Genomic DNA, 15,138 nt, shown 5'->3' on the forward strand with positions numbered 1-15,138 from the left:
ATCGTCAGGCTTCCTTTACGAACAGATAGCCTTTACTGCGAACGGTCTTGATGCGCCGCGGATGGATAGGGTCATCGCCGATTTTGGGGCGAATCCGAGACACCCTCACGTCGATGGAGCGGTCCTGGCCGTCATACTCGATGCCGCGCAGTGCCGTAAAGATTTCTTCCCGGCTCAACACCCGGCCCGCATTGCTGGCCAGCAGCCAGAGCAGGTCGAATTCAGCGCTGGTCAGATCGATACTCTCTTCATTCAACCAGGCTTCCCGCATGGAGCGGTCGACAACCAGATCATTGAATTGAAGACGCACCGGCTCTTCACCGCTCGATTCATCAGCCGACCCCTGCCCAGTTTCGGTTACCCGTCTCAGCATGGCGCGGATACGGGCAAGTAAAACCCTCGGCTTAACTGGCTTGCCGATGTAATCGTCTGCACCCATCTCCAGACCAAGAACCTGATCCAGGTCATCCGTGCGGGCTGTCAGCATGATGATAGGGCCGGAATAGAAGGGACGCACCCGGCGGCAGATGGACAGGCCATCTTCCCCCGGCAACATCAGATCCAGCACCACCAGGTCGGGCTGTTCGTTGCGGATCCGCTCCACCGCTGGACCACCATGAGTTTCCAGGGAGACGGTCAACCCATTGCTTTCAAGATACTCACGGGTTAACTCAGCCAACCGCTCGTCGTCCTCGACAATCAGAATTCGCCAACTTTCGTTTGTCTGTTCCACGCCATCCATCTCTGGTTTTGTTATTCCGGTTTCAGGTCATTCTGTGTACCTGACAATACAGGCAACCTGCTGTAACAGCAATTATACATGCTATTCAGAAATATACATGGAACCGCGGCTTCGTTACAGCCCGTCACACAGCTCGCGGCGAAGTCGGTTTGCCCTGCAATGTCATAGACACGTCACCTCGTGGTCACTGATGTGTCACACCGACTTCATAGGCTTGTCGGGAAATGGAAACAAAAGAGACCATGCCATGACCACACAGACCGCGAAAGCCCGTCGCAGTGCACGTCAGCTGAAAACCGACATGACCCGGTGCCCGAAACTGGTGGGCGCAGCGCAGCGCCTACGATACCGGGTGTTCTCGGAAGAGTACGGAAGTGACCTGGGTGCGGAAACAACGGGAATCGATGCCGACGCGTTCGATGCCGTGTGTGACCACCTCATTGTGACGGACCTGGATTCCGGCGAACTGGTGGCAACTACCCGGATCCTGCACCAGGCAAATACCCGGGCCGTTGGCGGCTTTTACTCAGCGGGCGAGTTCGACCTGAGCACCCTGGAAAAACTGCCGGGGACCCTCGCCGAACTGGGACGCACCTGTGTCCATCCGGACTATCGTAATGGCGCAACTATCGGCCTGCTCTGGTCTGCGGTCGCTGAATACATGGTTGAACGGGGCGTGAACTATATTATTGGCTGCGCCAGCATCGGTATGTCCGACGGCGGCCTGAGAGCCTGGCGCATTGCCCGCCATCTCCAGAAAGAATATCTGGCTGATCCGGCGTTTTGGGTCAAACCGCTCCGGGAGCTGCCGCATCTGACCCATACCCGGGACAACGACCGCCCGGTTGACGTACCCGCACTTATTCGCGCCTACATGCGCCTGGGTGCGAGAGTCTGCGGTGAACCATGCTGGGATCCGGAATTCCGTTGCGCGGACCTTCTGGTTGTGCTGGAAGTCAGCAAGCTGGCCGGCCGCTATAGCCGGCACTTCATGCGCACGGCATCCTGAACCCGTAAATCAGAGGAGGTTGAGGGATGGGCTGGTTCCGACTGGGTGTTCGCCTCACCGGTTTTGTTGCTTTTCTGGCAGCGACCACGATGTTGGCTGCGGGATTGCGGCTCACTGAACTGGCCACCGGGAAACCCATCGACCGGACGCCCTGGGCAGGATTCTGCTTCCGGTGGGCCTGCCGCTGCCTGGGACTGGACATACACCAGCACGGCAGTCCCTCAGATAGCACCGTTCTGTTTGTCAGCAATCACATCAGCTGGCTGGACATTCCAATTCTGGGAAGCCTGGCACAGGTCCGGTTCCTATCCAAAGCGGAGGTCGGTCAGTGGCCGTTGATTGGCTGGCTCGCCAGACAGGCGGGCACGCTTTTTATCAGGCGCGGTGGTGGTCAGGCCAGGCGGGTCCGCAGCCAGATCATGGAAAACCTGGGGGCGGGAGAGTCCGTTCTGGTTTTCCCGGAGGGCACAACCAGTGCCGGATTGACCGTACTTCCTTTCCACGGACTGCTACTGAAGGCTGGCCCGGACAGCAATACTCCGGTTCAGCCGGTCACCATCAGCTACCGGCGCGCAGGGCGGCCAGACCATCTGGCCCCGTTCATTGGTGACGATGAGTTTCACACCCACCTGCTGAGAATGCTCCAACAGCCATCGGCAAGGGTCGACGTGATTTTCCATACGTCCGTGGATCCAGCGGTTGAAACCGGAACCGGCGACCTTAGCCGCCGGCTCCGTGAGCTGATACTGGATGGACTCGCCCGCACCCACAGGGGCGAGCTGGATCAGGGCGATGACTGCCCGATCAGAACAGCGGGCGACCCTGAGCGACCTCGTCTTCCGTCGCTTCACGGCGGCCGACAATCTCCAGGTCAAAGTACAGTGTAAAACCCGCCAACGGGTGGTTGGCATCAACCCGGACCAGGTTGCCATCAATACCGACGACCTGCACGATTTGCGCCTCATCCCCGGTGTTGGTCTGAAATTTCATGCCAACCTGCAGGTTTTCAATCCCTTCAAACAGTGAGCGCGGTACCTTGCGCACCAGCTCCGGCTTGTGCTCGCCATAGGCCATCGCCGGCGGTACGGTCACTTCAAGGCAGTCACCCACATTGCGGTCCTTCACGGCTTGCTGGATACCCTCAATAATCTCAGGGCTGCCATAGACAAAATGCAGAGGCTCGCTGCCTTCAGAAGTATCAACCAGTTCGCCAATCTTGTTCTTCAGCACATAGTGGATAGTAAAAACGTCGGGTCTTGCTTGTGAAGCTGTCATCAGGTTTACGAGTTTCCTGTATCCGGTGGTGATTCGAGCTGTTGCAGACCATGAACAACCAGTTGCTGATCCAGCCTTTCCCGCAACCCGGAAGGGCTAGATAGCCCCATGCGCTCAAGCAGAGCCGCATAACGGCCTTCGTCATCCCGGGCCCGGAGGGCCTGCCACAGGGTTGCCACTTTACCACGGCGAGTAGCCGTTGCGGCCTTTAGCCCCTTAAGGGCTTTCCCTAACGTTAGCTCTTCATCAGTAAAATCCCGACCAAACGGGAATGGGGGGAACAGGCCAGGGTCACCGGTCACCGACACAGCACGACGGATCGCCTCCGGGGTGTTGTTGCACCAGGAGTCCGGCAATTTGAAGGCGGGATCCACCTTGCCGACCTTCTGGGCCTTGCTGAGAAGGTCCTGCTGGAACCGGGAATCGGCAATGCGTATCAGCCTCAGGAACACCTGCTCATCGGACTGCCCTCTCAGATCCGCAATACCGTACTCGGTAATCACGATATCCCGGAGATGGCGCGGAATGGTGCAGTGGCCATAGCTGAATACAATATTCGACAATACCTTGCCGTGGGACTGCCGGGTGCTGCGCAGAGTCAGGATGGAGCGGGCGCCAGGTAGCTCGTGAGCCATGGCTACGAAGTTGTATTGGCCGCCCACACCACTGACAACGCGGCCGTCTTCCAGACCATCCGAAACGCCCGCGCCATTCAGGGTGTACATCATCGCCGAATTGATAAACCGGCCATGAACCCGTTGCGCCACCTTCAGCTTCTGATCGCCAAACTGGTGATCATAGAGGTGATTGATGTAATTCACGCTGGTCATGCAGATTCTGCCACGCTGCTCGTCCGACAGTTCCCTGAGGGACTGGTAGAACCTTTCCGGGCCCACATAAAAGCCACCATGCATGGCTATGCCACCGGCGAGCCGGTCTCCCAGCACAAGCGTTTCGATGGCGTCCCGTGCTTCGGGATTGTCCAGATCGCCCTCAACGGACTGATCGCCGGCGCGCAGCCGGCCACCCTTGAATTCCACGGTTTCCCTGAAAATTCCGTAACGGACCAGCCAGCGCACATCCCGGGCCCGCAACGGGCTGTCGATCAGCTTCTCCCGGCGTAACACATCCAGCGTGGCCAGGGATACCTGCTCGCTTATTTCCCCTTTATTGATCAGGGACTGAAGGCCAGCATGGTCATACACTTCGCGACTCAGAATGCCTTGCTCCATCAGATAGAGAAAGCCATCAACCATCATCTCGCTGCAGCCATACAGCCCCTGCTCAAACGGACCGGTACCGCCGGCTTCGCTAACCAGAGGGAAATGCTCATCAACCCGGAGGTGATCAAACACAGCTCGCCAGGCATCGTTGTGCTTGTGCCTCAGAATGGCACTGTGTACCAGGGCAGCACCGAGCGAACCGATGCCGACCTGAAGCGTGCCACCGTCTTTCAGCAGGGCACTGGCATAAAACCCGATCAGATGATCTTCCGAGCTCACTGACATCTGGGGCGCGGAAAACAGCGGGTGATCGCTGGAGGGCTGATCAAGCACTATGTCAAAACGATCTGCCCCGATGGCGGCATCGTGCCCGAACCAAGGCAGGTTATGGTTCATCTCTGCGACCAGCGCCACGGGCGTACCGGCTTCTTCCCGCTCCCGAAGCCGTGGGATCAGATCCAGCGTCAGGTCCGGATTACAGCTCAGACTGACCTGTCCGGGTTGGTCGTGAGCTTCGCCCGGCGCCACCATCTGTGCGACCACATTGACACCTACAGCCATCAGGTCGCGGACAGCATGGGTGTAGTTGGTGCAAACATAATGGCGTTGCTGGGAGCGATTATTGAGGTAACTCCCGGCTTTGAAGAAAAACTCAGAGACCTGGACATTGACTGGCAGACGATTTGACGTTACGTCCCGAGCATAGGCCAGTTCCGGAACAGCGCCGTACAGACGCTCCACGAATGGCCCGAGGAAGCGCTGCTCCAGCGCCGAACCGCCTTTCGGCGCCAGCAACGACAACGCTGTAACGATATGCAAACGGATTTCGGGATCATCCTTGGCTCGCTGGTAGAGTGCGTTAACAAACCGGACAGGCTTCCCCAGCCCCAGAGGTAACCCCAGCGTGATGTTCTTGCCAACCCGGCGAACTACCTCATCAATACAGGCGTTCACATCGTTCGATACCTGCCCTCTTTCCACTGCCATCACCAAGCTCCTTATTGGCCAAAACCCGACGTCACCAGAGCGATGATCACACGAGCCTCCAGCACAGACAATGCGCCAGATCATGATTCAGGGGTTTGCAGCAGGTAGTAGTGGTGGAAGACGGGCGCGGAAGCCCCAACTACGAAGGATTCAAGGCAGGAGAGAGAAAGTGTTCAGAAGTTCCATTTCAGGTTCAGGCAGGCGCCCTCGTTCAGTAACGCAATACCATGGTCGGCCACGGCCGGATCAGACGCATAATGCTTGCCGGAACTTTTGGAGCGGGTCAGAGTGAGGCTCAGCAGCCGTGAGCCAATTTCCGTAAAGGCTTCGGAGCTGTCGTTATCAAAATCGCCGGACATCCGCTCCTGCAGCTCATAAATTTCTTCAGTGGTCGGGGCGTTTTCGACTGCCTCAAACACACGCCCGGAAGCTTCGGCGCGAACGACAAAAGCGACGAGATTGAGAGCTAGTAATGCGACAAAGATGCGAATAATCATGACACTGACTGAGACCTTTTTTCCGGGACGGGAGTCTACGGATACCTATGGCTAAAGTCTAATGGTTCAGCGCCAGAAAGATGTGAATTTGCACACAAACACGCCATCTTTTTGTCACCAGATCAGCACGTTTTTGTCAAAAAATAATCCCCGATATTTCAAACTGTAACTGCAGCCCCGCCCGGCCAAGTCGACGAACAGGGCTGCAGCCAGTCAGCCAGAAGTATCTCAGGGACAGGGATAGGTGAACTCCTGGTGGATAGCCTCAATGGCCTCCAGTACTGCGGGGCTCAGGGAGACCTGCGCGGATCCAATGTTCTCCCGTAACTGCTCCATGGACGTCGCACCGATGATATTGCTGGTTACAAAGCTGCGGCTGTTGACATAAGCCAGCGCCATCTGGACCGGAGACAATCCATTTTCCCGGGCCAGCTCAACGTACGCCCGGGTGGCATCCATGCCACGGCCACTTGTGTAACGGCTGAAACGCTCGTACAAGGTCATTCTGGCCTTTTCCGGCCACTTGCCGCCCAGATATTTGCCAGACAACATGCCGAACGCCAGCGGCGAATAGGCCAGCAAACCAGCCTGCTCCCGGTGGGCAATTTCCGCCATACCCACCTCGAATGAGCGATTCAGGAGGTTATAGGGGTTCTGGATACTGGCCACGCGGGGCCAGCCCTTCTCAGCGGCCAGACGAAGATACTCCATGGTGCCCCACGGCGTTTCATTGGACAGCCCGATGTGCCGGACCTTACCCGACTGCACCAGTTCATCCAGCGCCTCGAGTGTTTCCTCGATGGGCGTAAAGGACTCTTCCGGGTTGTGCTCATAACCGAGCTTGCCGAAAAAGTTCGTGCTGCGATCCGGCCAGTGCACCTGGTAAAGATCGATGTAATCGGTCTGCAAGCGTTTCAGACTAGCGTCGCAAGCTTCCAGAATGTGGTCGCGGGTCAGACGCGGACCATTGCGCAGGTACTTCAGACCATTGCCTGGGCCCGCCACTTTGGAAGCAATCACCAGGTCGTCGCGTTTGCCCCTGCTGGCAAGCCAGTTACCCAGGTAGGTTTCGGTCAGCCCCTGAGTTTCCGCCCGTGGCGGCACCGGGTACATCTCAGCGGCATCAATAAAGTTAATGCCCTCGTTTACCGCGTAATCCAGTTGCTCAAACGCTTCCTTTTCGCTGTTCTGTTCGCCCCAGGTCATGGTGCCCAGGCAAATCAGGGTAACGTCGATATCCGTCTTTCCAAGTTTTCGTGTTTGCATATCGTCTCCGAATCAATGTGGTTAACGGGTAAAGGGAATGTCACGGGAGTGTCACCCAACTGTCACAACAGATTTTCATAGTAGAGGTAAGTCAGAGGAAGCACAGGAAAGACAGTGACCGAGACCGTGCAGGCCACCCGGCGCCAACAACACATTACCATTGTTTCGGAGACTTTTCCGCCGGAAATCAATGGCGTGGCAAATACCCTCAGACACCTTTGCCAGGGGCTGATGCAGCGTGGGCACCGGGTAACCGTTATACGGCCGCGACAGCAACATGAGAGCAAAGGCCATTTCGCCAGCGCTGGCGAGGCCCTGTTTACCAGCGAGCATGTGGTGACCGGATGCCCCCTGCCCGGCTACGCCGACCTGCGCTTCGGGCTCGTGCGCGGCAGCCGCCTGAAAAAACTCTGGACGGCCGATCGTCCCGACGCCGTTTACGTGGCAACCCAGGGCCCGCTGGGCGTTGCCGCCACATCTGCGGCACAGAAACTGGGCATCCCTGTGAGTTCCGGGTTCCATACCAATTTCCACACTTACAGCCGTTACTACGGTGTTGGCATGCTTGAACGGCTGCTGTGCCTCTACGGCCGCTGGTTCCACAATCGTACTGCCATCACCCTGGTACCAACCCGGAGAATGCTACAGAAAACCGGCGCCATGGGCATTCCGGCAACGGGACTTTGGAGCCGGGGCGTCGACTGCCACCGCTTCACCCCCCATAAAAGGGACAACGCCCTGCGGGAAGCCTGGGGGCTGCATGGCAACGACCGGGCTGTCCTCTATGTGGGGCGGCTGGCACCGGAGAAAAACCTTCGCATGGCCGTTGCGTGCTTCGAGCGCATCCGCGGGCTTCACCCCCAGGCAAAATTTGTACTGGTGGGCGACGGCCCCCTGCGGCAGCAACTGGCCGAGCGACACCCGGATTACATTTTTTGTGGCACCCGGCGGGACAACGACCTTGCCAGACACTTCGCCTCCGGCGACCTGCTCCTGTTCCCAAGCAAAACCGACACCTTCGGTAACGTGGTTCTTGAAGCTATGGCCAGCGGTCTTGGCGTGGTTGCGTTTGATGATGCAGCTGCCGCTGAACACATTCGGCACAAAGAAAATGGCATGAAGGCACCTCTGGATCAGGACGAAGCCTACGTTGACGGCGCACTCCGCCTGGCTGACCAGCCGACACTGCTTAGCCGGGTCCGGGCCCAGGCACGGCTCGACGCCCTGGAGCTGTGCTGGAGCTCGCAAATCGAACAGTTCGAACAACTGGTTTTCAACCAAACCGCACAGGCCGGATACCATGGCATCAACAAGCAAAGCGTCTCGCTTCTTTGAACTGGCAGACCAGCGGGAAGTCGCCTTCTGCCAGTCTATCAACCGCGCTGTTCGTTTCCGGCCAGCCCTTGATTACTTCCGGCTGGTCAGCAGACTCGGAGACGGCTGGTTCTGGTACGTCCTGATCCTGTCCATCCCCTTTCTACATCCGGAATCGGGCCCGGGTCTGGCCCTCCTCATGGCGCTGACCGGTCTCACCTGTACCATCGGCTACAAGCTGCTGAAGCGCTGGCTTATCCGGGAACGCCCCTTTATATCCTTTCCGGCCATCAACTGCGGCACACCACCCCTGGACCGCTACAGTTTTCCCTCCGGCCATACACTTCACGCTGCCTGCTTTCAGGTTATGCTCACCGTAGCCGAACCGGCGCTGGCGCTGATCGTGCTTCCATTCACCCTCAGTGTCGCCGCATCGCGGGTGGTTCTGGGGCTGCATTACCCCAGCGACGTCGCCGCGGGCGCCCTGATTGGGGGACTGATGGGTTACGTGGCCATGAGCTGTCTTCACTCAGATTTCGTCAGGTTAGTTGCAGTATCTGTCTGAACACTAATCGAACAGACGCAACTGGGTAACAGGGGCGTCATCATTGCGAAAACGCACACCCAAACCCAACAGCCGCACCGGTCGCTCCCGGTTGGTCACCAGTTCTGCAAGCAGCGGCAGATAATCTTCCAAAGCGGGCTCTTTGATTTGCTCCCGAACCCGCTCCAGAGTATGAGTTGAAAAATCACTGTAGCGGATCTTGATGAAGAGCTTGTGGATCGGTTTCCGACGGGCCTTGCGCGACAATCGAAAGTTGAGGTCGGCTACCAGAGAGGCCATGACGGTCTCGCAGGCGGCCATGTCCGGCAAATCCTGAGAAAAGGTTCGTTCGACACTGACCGACTTGGCAATCCGCGACACCACTACGACCCGCTCATCCCGGCCGTGGGCCATCTCGTGAAGACGATAACCCTGCTTGCCGAACCGTTCAATCAGTACATCGGCCCCAAGCGCCTGCATATCACCGCAGGTCTTGACCCCGAGCGCGTGCAGTTTCGACGCAGTCACCTGCCCTACCCCGAACAGCTTCTCAACCGGCAATCCCTGCACGAATTCCTCAACGTCCTCCGGGCGAATCACAAACAGCCCGTCCGGCTTCTTCCAGTCGCTGGCGATCTTGGCGAGGAACTTGTTGGGCGCAACGCCAGCGGAAATGGTGATGCCCACTTCCCGGAGCACCCGCTCCCGAAGGTAGCGAGCCATCAGGGTGGCACTGCCTTTGTGATCCGACACATCAGAGACATCAATAAAGGCTTCATCAAGGGAAAGAGGTTCCACCAGATCTGTCAGTTCCCGCAGGATGGCCATCACCTGCTGTGACACCGCCCGGTACCGTCCCATGTCCGTCGGTACCGTCACCAGCCCGGGACACAGCCGCCGCGCCTCGCTACCCGGCATCGCCGAACGCACACCATACGCGCGGGCCTTGTAGTTGCAGGTGGTTACCACGCCCCGTCCGCCATCGCCCCCCACTGCCAGCGGCACATCCCGGAGGCTGGGATCGTCCCGCATCTCCACGGCCGCGTAGAAGCAGTCACAATCCACATGGATGATCTTGCGTTGTGGCATAATCAGGGGGCTCGCGTCGACTTTCTGTACATTTATACAGCCTTGTATCTTAAGCTAACATGCAGAGAATGTCAGGAACCCTAACAACCGGCGCACCAACCATTGCGAGGCCAACATGAGCAACCCGATTCCTGAAGCAGAACGCACCGAAATAGAAGCCGCAGCGTTCCGTCGCCTGATCAAACACCTGCGTGATAACACCGATGCGCAAAACATCGACCTGATGAACCTGGCGGGTTTCTGCCGTAACTGCCTGTCCAAATGGTATCGAGCAGAGGCGGATGAGCGAGGTTACGAGATTTCTGACCCGCAAGCGCGGGAAGAGATTTATGGCATGCCCTATGAGGACTGGAAGGCCCTTTATCAGAAAGGCCCCAAGCAGGATCATAAATGATGAGCGTCAATGATGCCGTGAGGATCCATCTGGCATCCCTGGACGCTGGCCATGCCAGCTTCAAAGACTCCCTGGCCCTGATCGAACAGCACTTTGAGTACCAGCCCTGTAGCTTCCGGAACGGCCCAATGGTGAACGCGGAAGATGAGAACGCAGGGTCCTGCCGGATCTTTGGCCTTGGCCAGTACTGCAATTTGAGTGAAGTCGACACACTCAAACTGTTTGCCGAACACTATCAGCAGGTTCTGGACGACCCGACCGGCGAGAGCCATGGCAATATCCGCCAGTTTATCAGCACGGGTTGGTCAGGCATCCGATTCGAAGGCGTACCACTCCGGCAGCGCCCGAACCCAACCGACAACATGACCAGGGAAGAGACTCCTTCATGAGCGATACCGCCACCTCCGGGGTAAAACAGGGTTTTCAGCTAAAAAGCGCCAGCGTATCCATGACCGCCCTGGAGCTCTATTATTTTGATGACAGTGAGTTCGAGGAAGTCCTACGGGACAAGATCAGCCAAGCACCGGGGTTCTTTAAGGACACGCCACTGATCATCAGCCTGGAAAAGTACCAGGGGCTGGACAGTGAACTCGACTTCTTCAAGATTATTGGCACCTGCCGGCGTAATCACATCCACGTGATCGGCGTCCGGGGTGGCAATGAAGACCAGCGCCGCTTGGCCCGCGGCGCGGCCCTGGCACTCCTGCCCGGCAGCGGCCAGCGGGACCGGACCCACGAAACCGATCAGGCCGCTGCTCCTGAAACGGAGGCAGCGGTAGCCCAGGCTCCCTCAGCTGGCGCCGGTGCCCCACCCCCTGCCCGCATCATCACTCAGCCCGTTCGCTCCGGCCAGCAAATCCACGCCCCGGAAGGCGACCTGGTGATTCTGGCACCGGTCCAGGCCGGTGCCGAAGTACTTGCGGCAGGTAACATTCACGTATATGGCCCCTTGAGGGGGCGGGCACTGGCAGGCATCCACGGGGCGGAGTCCGCACGGATATTCTGCCAATCCCTGGAAGCAGAGCTTGTGTCCATTGCCGGACACTATAAAATCTCTGAAGATCTTCAGGACAATGGCTGGAAAAGCGCTGTGCAGATCCAGCTCAGGGACGACCTGCTGGTGGTAACGCCACTGGACAAGGCCTGATATTGGAGCTGAATACAATAATTTGACCGGATAATTCGGCAGACACGACGAATCCACCGAGAAACAGGAACAGAACCTTGGCTAGAATCATTGTCGTTACCTCAGGAAAAGGCGGCGTTGGCAAAACCACCACCAGCGCCTCAATCAGCACTGGCCTTGCCAAACGAGGCCACAAAACCGTCGTTATTGATTTCGACGTGGGCCTGCGCAACCTTGATCTGATCATGAACTGCGAGCGCCGCGTTGTGTACGATTTTGTCAATGTCATTCAGGGCGAGGCGTCCCTCAATCAGGCACTGATCCGGGACAAACGGGTCAACACGCTGTATATCCTCCCCGCGTCCCAGACCCGGGAGAAGGAAGCCCTTACCAAGGAAGGCGTTGAAAAAATCATTAACGAGCTGTCCGAGACATTTGACTACATCGTCTGTGACTCTCCGGCTGGCATCGAACACGGCGCCATGATGGCCCTGTACTATGCCGACGAGGCTGTGGTGGTCACCAACCCGGAAGTGTCTTCGGTCCGGGATTCGGATCGCATACTGGGCATTCTGCAGAGCAAATCCCGACGGGCCGAAATGAGCCAGGATCCGGTGAAAGAACACCTGCTGCTCACCCGCTATAACCCTGCTCGCGTGGAAAGGGGCGAGATGCTGTCGGTGGCCGATGTTGAGGAAATTCTCGCCATTCCGTTGCTGGGCGTTATTCCGGAAAGCCAGATTGTGCTGAACGCCTCCAACCAGGGCGTGCCGGTTATTCTGGAAGAGGAGAGCGACGCGGGCCAGGCATACGACGACGCAGTAGCACGTCTGTTGGGCGAGGAACGGGAACACCGTTTCATGACCTCCCAGAAAAAGGGTTTCTTCTCACGGATGTTCAAGGGAGGCTAAGGAATGAGTTTCCTGGATTATTTCAAAGGTAAAAAGAGTAACAACACCGCCAGCGTGGCCAAAGAACGGCTCCAGATCATTGTCGCCCATGAACGTGGCCAGCGTGATCAGCCGGATTACCTGCCACAGCTGCAACAGGAACTGCTCGCGGTCATCCGCAAGTATGTTCAGATCAGCGATGACATGGTTCAGGTAGAAGTCGACCGCAACGAAAGCTGTTCCGTCCTGGAACTGAACGTCACGCTACCGGAGCGATAACCCGAAAGCCTGCCCTGCCCGGGGCAGGTTTTTCCTACCACCGGGCAAAATGATCCTCCATCACCCCACGTAAGCCCTTTACGGGAATACGGGTGCCCGCGCCATCGGTCACCGTTCCATTAAACGTGCCTACGTACTGGCGAAAATTGGAGGCCAGCACCAGCGCATTCAACTTCTCCTTGCGCACACCGGCCGGAATAAAGTGCAGATCAACGCGACCATCTTCTGTGGTCACCTGCCAGTCATTGCCCGGCTGATAGCGGTCGAAACGGAATTGTGCCGCGCCAAGCCTGTGGCACTTGCCATCCAGCCAGAGCGCGTTTTCGGTCATACCTGTCTCGTTCACGCCGGCAGCCAGGTTCAGCCCCAGGGAACAGCCATCCGGTAACAGGCCAGCCAGGCAGGCCCAGTTCCAGGCAGTCTCCCGGCGCATAAAGCCGCAGCTCCAGTCGATGGATCCCCGGGTAGACTCATCACAACGCCAGATGCGATGGTCCCAGCGCACCTCTCCCTCCACCGGCAAGCCTGCCGATTTTCGGGTAAACACCCAGCCGTTGTAACCGGCGGGACTAACCAGGCGGAGAGGGTCCCGGTCCTCCTTCAGGGTCAGCTCGATCCGGATACCGCCGGGGGCAGACACCGAGACATTGCGACCACCGGCGAACGGGAGTATGCGCATGGCAACGTCGCCTTTTGTAAAAGACGTCATTCCATGCTCGGGGAAGGGCTCAATCCGGGTTTCCCGGGCCAGGGGCTGCAAAAACGTCTGTTCCATCATCTGGCCGGTCTCGAAGTCGTAGAGATAGAAAAACCCGTTCCCGAGCAGTTTCAAATCCACTACCGCCAGACCAAAGACCCACCCGGGCCCCATGGCGCTGACAAACTGGAACTGGTTGAACCGCCAGCGCCGGGCCAGAACAGAGCGGGGCCGGTCCATCACGGTGCGCAGGTCATAATCCAGGTAGTTGATCTCTTCTACCGGCTGATCCAAAACGCCGGGAGCCACCTGCCCTTTACCATCGATCAGTTGAGTTATTGTCATCGTCATCGTCAGATCAGGCCAATTTGAAGGACGCGTCTAACAGGTAGTTACCTGGTTCACAATCCCCGGTTTCCGTGGCCGTGCCGGTCAGAACCTCATGCTAGACTCGGCCCACCATCATCAAGGAAGTGTACCTTATGAGAAAGACAAGAGCCCATGGCATTGCGGGCTGGGCCTCTGTCATCAGCGGGCTTGTCTGTGCATTCCTGGTAACTGCCCTTGCGGCCGCCACGGCCAGGGCTGAACTGCCGGCTGAAGATAACGAAGCATGGACACTGCGCAAAGACGCAGACCTCATTCGCATCTATACCATCGATCAGCCAGGCTCCAGCTTCAAGGCTTTCAAGGCCGTCGGCGTACTTGATGCCCCCATCGAAAACCTGATGGCGGTAATGGCAAACCCCGGTTCCTGTGTCGAATGGGTCCACAACTGCATCGAATCCTATGCCTTTGGTAACGGCGACTTCCACGATCGGTACGCCTACTCGGTGAACGATATGCCTTGGCCCGTAGCTGACAGAGATTATGTACTGCGCATCCGGACCCGGGGAGACAGGTCTTCCGGAGAAGTCGTCATGGACCTGAACGCCACCCCGAATCAGCGGGCGGAAAACAGTCACCGGGTCCGAGTTGACCGTTCCGATACCCTGTACCGGTTCATACCGGAAGGTGACAAAACCCGGATGGTGTGGATTCAGCATACCGACCCCAACGGTTCGTTGCCCGGCTGGCTGGTGAATTCGCTGGTGGTGGATATCCCGGTGCGGTCCATGGAGGAACTGGAGCGGGTGGCTGGCCTGGAGAAGTACCAGGGATACAAGCTGATTTACGGCGAAGACGGAGAACTGACCGGGGTCAGCCGCCGTCCCTCTGAGCCGTCGGATCCCCGAAAGGATGACGGCCAAGACATCACGCGCTAAGCTTTGGGAAAGGACTTCATAAAGCAGGCCCCAGTTAATGACCGTTCTCGCTTACGAGATAATGACACCGAGTATCAAAGCCGTCCCGCAATCCTGGACCATGGACCGGCTTGCCCGCTTCCTCACTGACAACGAAATAACCGGCAGCCCGGTAACCGATGACGACGGTGAGATTGTCGGCATCGCTACCTTGAAGGACATCACCGAGTTCCGCTGGAATGCCACTCGCTCCGGTGCTGACCGGCACCTGACGCCCGACGAACGTCAGGCAGCCCGCCAGCTGCGCATGGTCATCTTTGAAGAAATGGGTAAGGTACCCGTCGAGGTGCGGGATATCATGACGCCTATCGTATTATCAGTTGACGAGACGACGCCAGTGCGCGACATTGCGAATATCATGATGCGCGAGCACCTGCACCGGATCTTTGTCACCAGGGATTCAAAAATCACTGGCATCATAACCACTTACGATATGCTGAAAGTGATCTCGGATGAGGCGCTCACGCAACGCTGTGCCCAAAACGACTGAGCCACCAGAGAG

Annotated in this window: 18 protein-coding genes; 11 read left to right on the forward strand and 7 right to left on the reverse strand. The window is 57.8% G+C overall.

Annotation, left to right across the window (positions count from 1 at the left end):
• Positions 1-4: 4 nt before the first annotated feature.
• Positions 5-742 (reverse strand): response regulator, encoded by a 738-nt coding sequence (locus tag ACN0XM_RS05550; protein ID WP_417565923.1) that lies wholly within the window; start codon positions 740-742, stop codon positions 5-7.
• 247 nt (positions 743-989) lie between these two features.
• Between ACN0XM_RS05550 and ACN0XM_RS05555 the strand changes: the two genes are divergently transcribed.
• Both ACN0XM_RS05555 and ACN0XM_RS05560 read left to right on the forward strand, forming a co-directional pair.
• Entirely contained in the window at positions 990-1,751 is a 762-nt protein-coding gene (locus tag ACN0XM_RS05555) for a GNAT family N-acetyltransferase (protein WP_417565924.1), read from the forward strand.
• 26 nt (positions 1,752-1,777) lie between these two features.
• A complete protein-coding gene (locus ACN0XM_RS05560; RefSeq protein ID WP_417565925.1) occupies positions 1,778-2,638 on the forward strand; it encodes a lysophospholipid acyltransferase family protein in 861 nt (286 codons plus the stop codon).
• Here ACN0XM_RS05560 and ACN0XM_RS05565 read toward each other — a convergent pair.
• The 4 genes from ACN0XM_RS05565 to ACN0XM_RS05580 all read right to left on the reverse strand — a co-directional run bounded on the left by ACN0XM_RS05565 (position 2,556) and on the right by ACN0XM_RS05580 (position 6,999).
• Positions 2,556-3,026, reverse strand: a complete 471-nt coding sequence (locus ACN0XM_RS05565) for an FKBP-type peptidyl-prolyl cis-trans isomerase (RefSeq protein WP_099619327.1) — start codon at positions 3,024-3,026, stop codon at positions 2,556-2,558. The two genes, ACN0XM_RS05560 and ACN0XM_RS05565, sit on opposite strands and share 83 nt — an antisense overlap.
• Positions 3,027-3,031: 5 nt before the next feature.
• Positions 3,032-5,236 (reverse strand): acetyl-CoA hydrolase/transferase C-terminal domain-containing protein, encoded by a 2,205-nt coding sequence (locus tag ACN0XM_RS05570; RefSeq protein ID WP_417565926.1) that lies wholly within the window; start codon positions 5,234-5,236, stop codon positions 3,032-3,034.
• 173 nt (positions 5,237-5,409) lie between these two features.
• Positions 5,410-5,733, reverse strand: coding sequence for a hypothetical protein (locus tag ACN0XM_RS05575; RefSeq protein ID WP_417565927.1), 324 nt, complete (start codon positions 5,731-5,733; stop codon positions 5,410-5,412).
• A 228-nt stretch (positions 5,734-5,961) separates the two neighbouring features.
• Positions 5,962-6,999 (reverse strand): NADP(H)-dependent aldo-keto reductase, encoded by a 1,038-nt coding sequence (locus tag ACN0XM_RS05580; RefSeq protein WP_417565928.1) that lies wholly within the window; start codon positions 6,997-6,999, stop codon positions 5,962-5,964.
• Between the two features lie 114 nt (positions 7,000-7,113).
• On the opposite strand from ACN0XM_RS05580, the gene ACN0XM_RS05585 reads away from it, so the two are divergent.
• Together ACN0XM_RS05585 and ACN0XM_RS05590 are read left to right on the forward strand one after the other, a co-directional pair.
• Positions 7,114-8,334, forward strand: a complete 1,221-nt coding sequence (locus ACN0XM_RS05585; protein WP_417565929.1) for a glycosyltransferase family 4 protein — start codon at positions 7,114-7,116, stop codon at positions 8,332-8,334.
• Positions 8,300-8,878: a phosphatase PAP2 family protein gene (locus tag ACN0XM_RS05590; protein WP_417565930.1), complete on the forward strand. Its 579-nt coding sequence runs from the start codon at positions 8,300-8,302 to the stop codon at positions 8,876-8,878. The genes ACN0XM_RS05585 and ACN0XM_RS05590 overlap by 35 nt, the downstream gene beginning before the upstream one ends.
• 3 nt (positions 8,879-8,881) lie before the next feature.
• Here the strand turns inward: ACN0XM_RS05590 and dinB are convergent, their stop codons facing one another.
• Entirely contained in the window at positions 8,882-9,946 is a 1,065-nt protein-coding gene (gene dinB, locus ACN0XM_RS05595) for a DNA polymerase IV (RefSeq protein WP_417565931.1), read from the reverse strand.
• A gap of 115 nt (positions 9,947-10,061) precedes the next feature.
• On the opposite strand from dinB, the gene ACN0XM_RS05600 reads away from it, so the two are divergent.
• The 5 genes from ACN0XM_RS05600 (at position 10,062) to minE (ending at position 12,635) form a co-directional block, all read left to right on the forward strand.
• Positions 10,062-10,340: a DUF1244 domain-containing protein gene (locus ACN0XM_RS05600; RefSeq protein ID WP_417565932.1), complete on the forward strand. Its 279-nt coding sequence runs from the start codon at positions 10,062-10,064 to the stop codon at positions 10,338-10,340.
• Entirely contained in the window at positions 10,340-10,729 is a 390-nt protein-coding gene (locus ACN0XM_RS05605; protein WP_417566071.1) for a HopJ type III effector protein, read from the forward strand. The genes ACN0XM_RS05600 and ACN0XM_RS05605 overlap by 1 nt, the downstream gene beginning before the upstream one ends.
• Entirely contained in the window at positions 10,726-11,487 is a 762-nt protein-coding gene (gene minC / locus ACN0XM_RS05610) for a septum site-determining protein MinC (RefSeq protein WP_417565933.1), read from the forward strand. Before ACN0XM_RS05605 ends, minC begins: the two co-directional genes overlap by 4 nt.
• A 77-nt stretch (positions 11,488-11,564) precedes the next feature.
• Positions 11,565-12,377, forward strand: coding sequence for a septum site-determining protein MinD (gene minD / locus ACN0XM_RS05615; RefSeq protein ID WP_417565934.1), 813 nt, complete (start codon positions 11,565-11,567; stop codon positions 12,375-12,377).
• 3 nt (positions 12,378-12,380) lie between these two features.
• A complete protein-coding gene (gene minE / locus ACN0XM_RS05620; protein ID WP_117619764.1) occupies positions 12,381-12,635 on the forward strand; it encodes a cell division topological specificity factor MinE in 255 nt (84 codons plus the stop codon).
• Positions 12,636-12,669: 34 nt separating this feature from the next.
• On the opposite strand, the gene ACN0XM_RS05625 is transcribed toward minE, so the two are convergent.
• The gene (locus tag ACN0XM_RS05625; protein WP_417565935.1) at positions 12,670-13,683 is read right to left on the reverse strand and encodes a DUF2804 domain-containing protein; all 1,014 of its coding nucleotides are present in this window, start codon (positions 13,681-13,683) and stop codon (positions 12,670-12,672) included.
• Positions 13,684-13,814: 131 nt separating this feature from the next.
• Here ACN0XM_RS05625 and ACN0XM_RS05630 point away from each other — a divergent pair, with 131 nt between their 5' ends.
• Positions 13,815-14,597, forward strand: coding sequence for an START domain-containing protein (locus ACN0XM_RS05630; protein WP_417565936.1), 783 nt, complete (start codon positions 13,815-13,817; stop codon positions 14,595-14,597).
• A 37-nt stretch (positions 14,598-14,634) separates the two neighbouring features.
• The gene (locus ACN0XM_RS05635; protein ID WP_417565937.1) at positions 14,635-15,126 is read left to right on the forward strand and encodes an HPP family protein; all 492 of its coding nucleotides are present in this window, start codon (positions 14,635-14,637) and stop codon (positions 15,124-15,126) included.
• Positions 15,127-15,138: the final 12 nt, after the last annotated feature.

The organism is Marinobacter sp. (assembly GCF_048269445.1).
Taxonomy (GTDB): domain Bacteria; phylum Pseudomonadota; class Gammaproteobacteria; order Pseudomonadales; family Oleiphilaceae; genus Marinobacter.

Excerpts from the sequence above, each read along its gene's own strand:
- ACN0XM_RS05555 (WP_417565924.1), top strand. The coding sequence starts at position 990 with ATGACCACACAGACCGCGAAAGCCCGTCGCAGTGCACGTCAGCTGAAA.
- ACN0XM_RS05625 (WP_417565935.1), bottom strand. The coding sequence starts at position 13,683 with ATGACGATGACAATAACTCAACTGATCGATGGTAAAGGGCAGGTGGCT.
- ACN0XM_RS05605 (WP_417566071.1), top strand. The coding sequence starts at position 10,340 with ATGAGCGTCAATGATGCCGTGAGGATCCATCTGGCATCCCTGGACGCT.
- ACN0XM_RS05635 (WP_417565937.1), top strand. The coding sequence starts at position 14,635 with ATGACCGTTCTCGCTTACGAGATAATGACACCGAGTATCAAAGCCGTC.
- ACN0XM_RS05550 (WP_417565923.1), bottom strand. The coding sequence starts at position 742 with ATGGATGGCGTGGAACAGACAAACGAAAGTTGGCGAATTCTGATTGTC.
- ACN0XM_RS05580 (WP_417565928.1), bottom strand. The coding sequence starts at position 6,999 with ATGCAAACACGAAAACTTGGAAAGACGGATATCGACGTTACCCTGATT.
- ACN0XM_RS05600 (WP_417565932.1), top strand. The coding sequence starts at position 10,062 with ATGAGCAACCCGATTCCTGAAGCAGAACGCACCGAAATAGAAGCCGCA.
- ACN0XM_RS05575 (WP_417565927.1), bottom strand. The coding sequence starts at position 5,733 with ATGATTATTCGCATCTTTGTCGCATTACTAGCTCTCAATCTCGTCGCT.
- ACN0XM_RS05590 (WP_417565930.1), top strand. The coding sequence starts at position 8,300 with ATGGCATCAACAAGCAAAGCGTCTCGCTTCTTTGAACTGGCAGACCAG.
- ACN0XM_RS05565 (WP_099619327.1), bottom strand. The coding sequence starts at position 3,026 with ATGACAGCTTCACAAGCAAGACCCGACGTTTTTACTATCCACTATGTG.
- dinB (WP_417565931.1), bottom strand. The coding sequence starts at position 9,946 with ATGCCACAACGCAAGATCATCCATGTGGATTGTGACTGCTTCTACGCG.
- minC (WP_417565933.1), top strand. The coding sequence starts at position 10,726 with ATGAGCGATACCGCCACCTCCGGGGTAAAACAGGGTTTTCAGCTAAAA.
- ACN0XM_RS05570 (WP_417565926.1), bottom strand. The coding sequence starts at position 5,236 with ATGGCAGTGGAAAGAGGGCAGGTATCGAACGATGTGAACGCCTGTATT.
- ACN0XM_RS05560 (WP_417565925.1), top strand. The coding sequence starts at position 1,778 with ATGGGCTGGTTCCGACTGGGTGTTCGCCTCACCGGTTTTGTTGCTTTT.
- minE (WP_117619764.1), top strand. The coding sequence starts at position 12,381 with ATGAGTTTCCTGGATTATTTCAAAGGTAAAAAGAGTAACAACACCGCC.
- ACN0XM_RS05630 (WP_417565936.1), top strand. The coding sequence starts at position 13,815 with ATGAGAAAGACAAGAGCCCATGGCATTGCGGGCTGGGCCTCTGTCATC.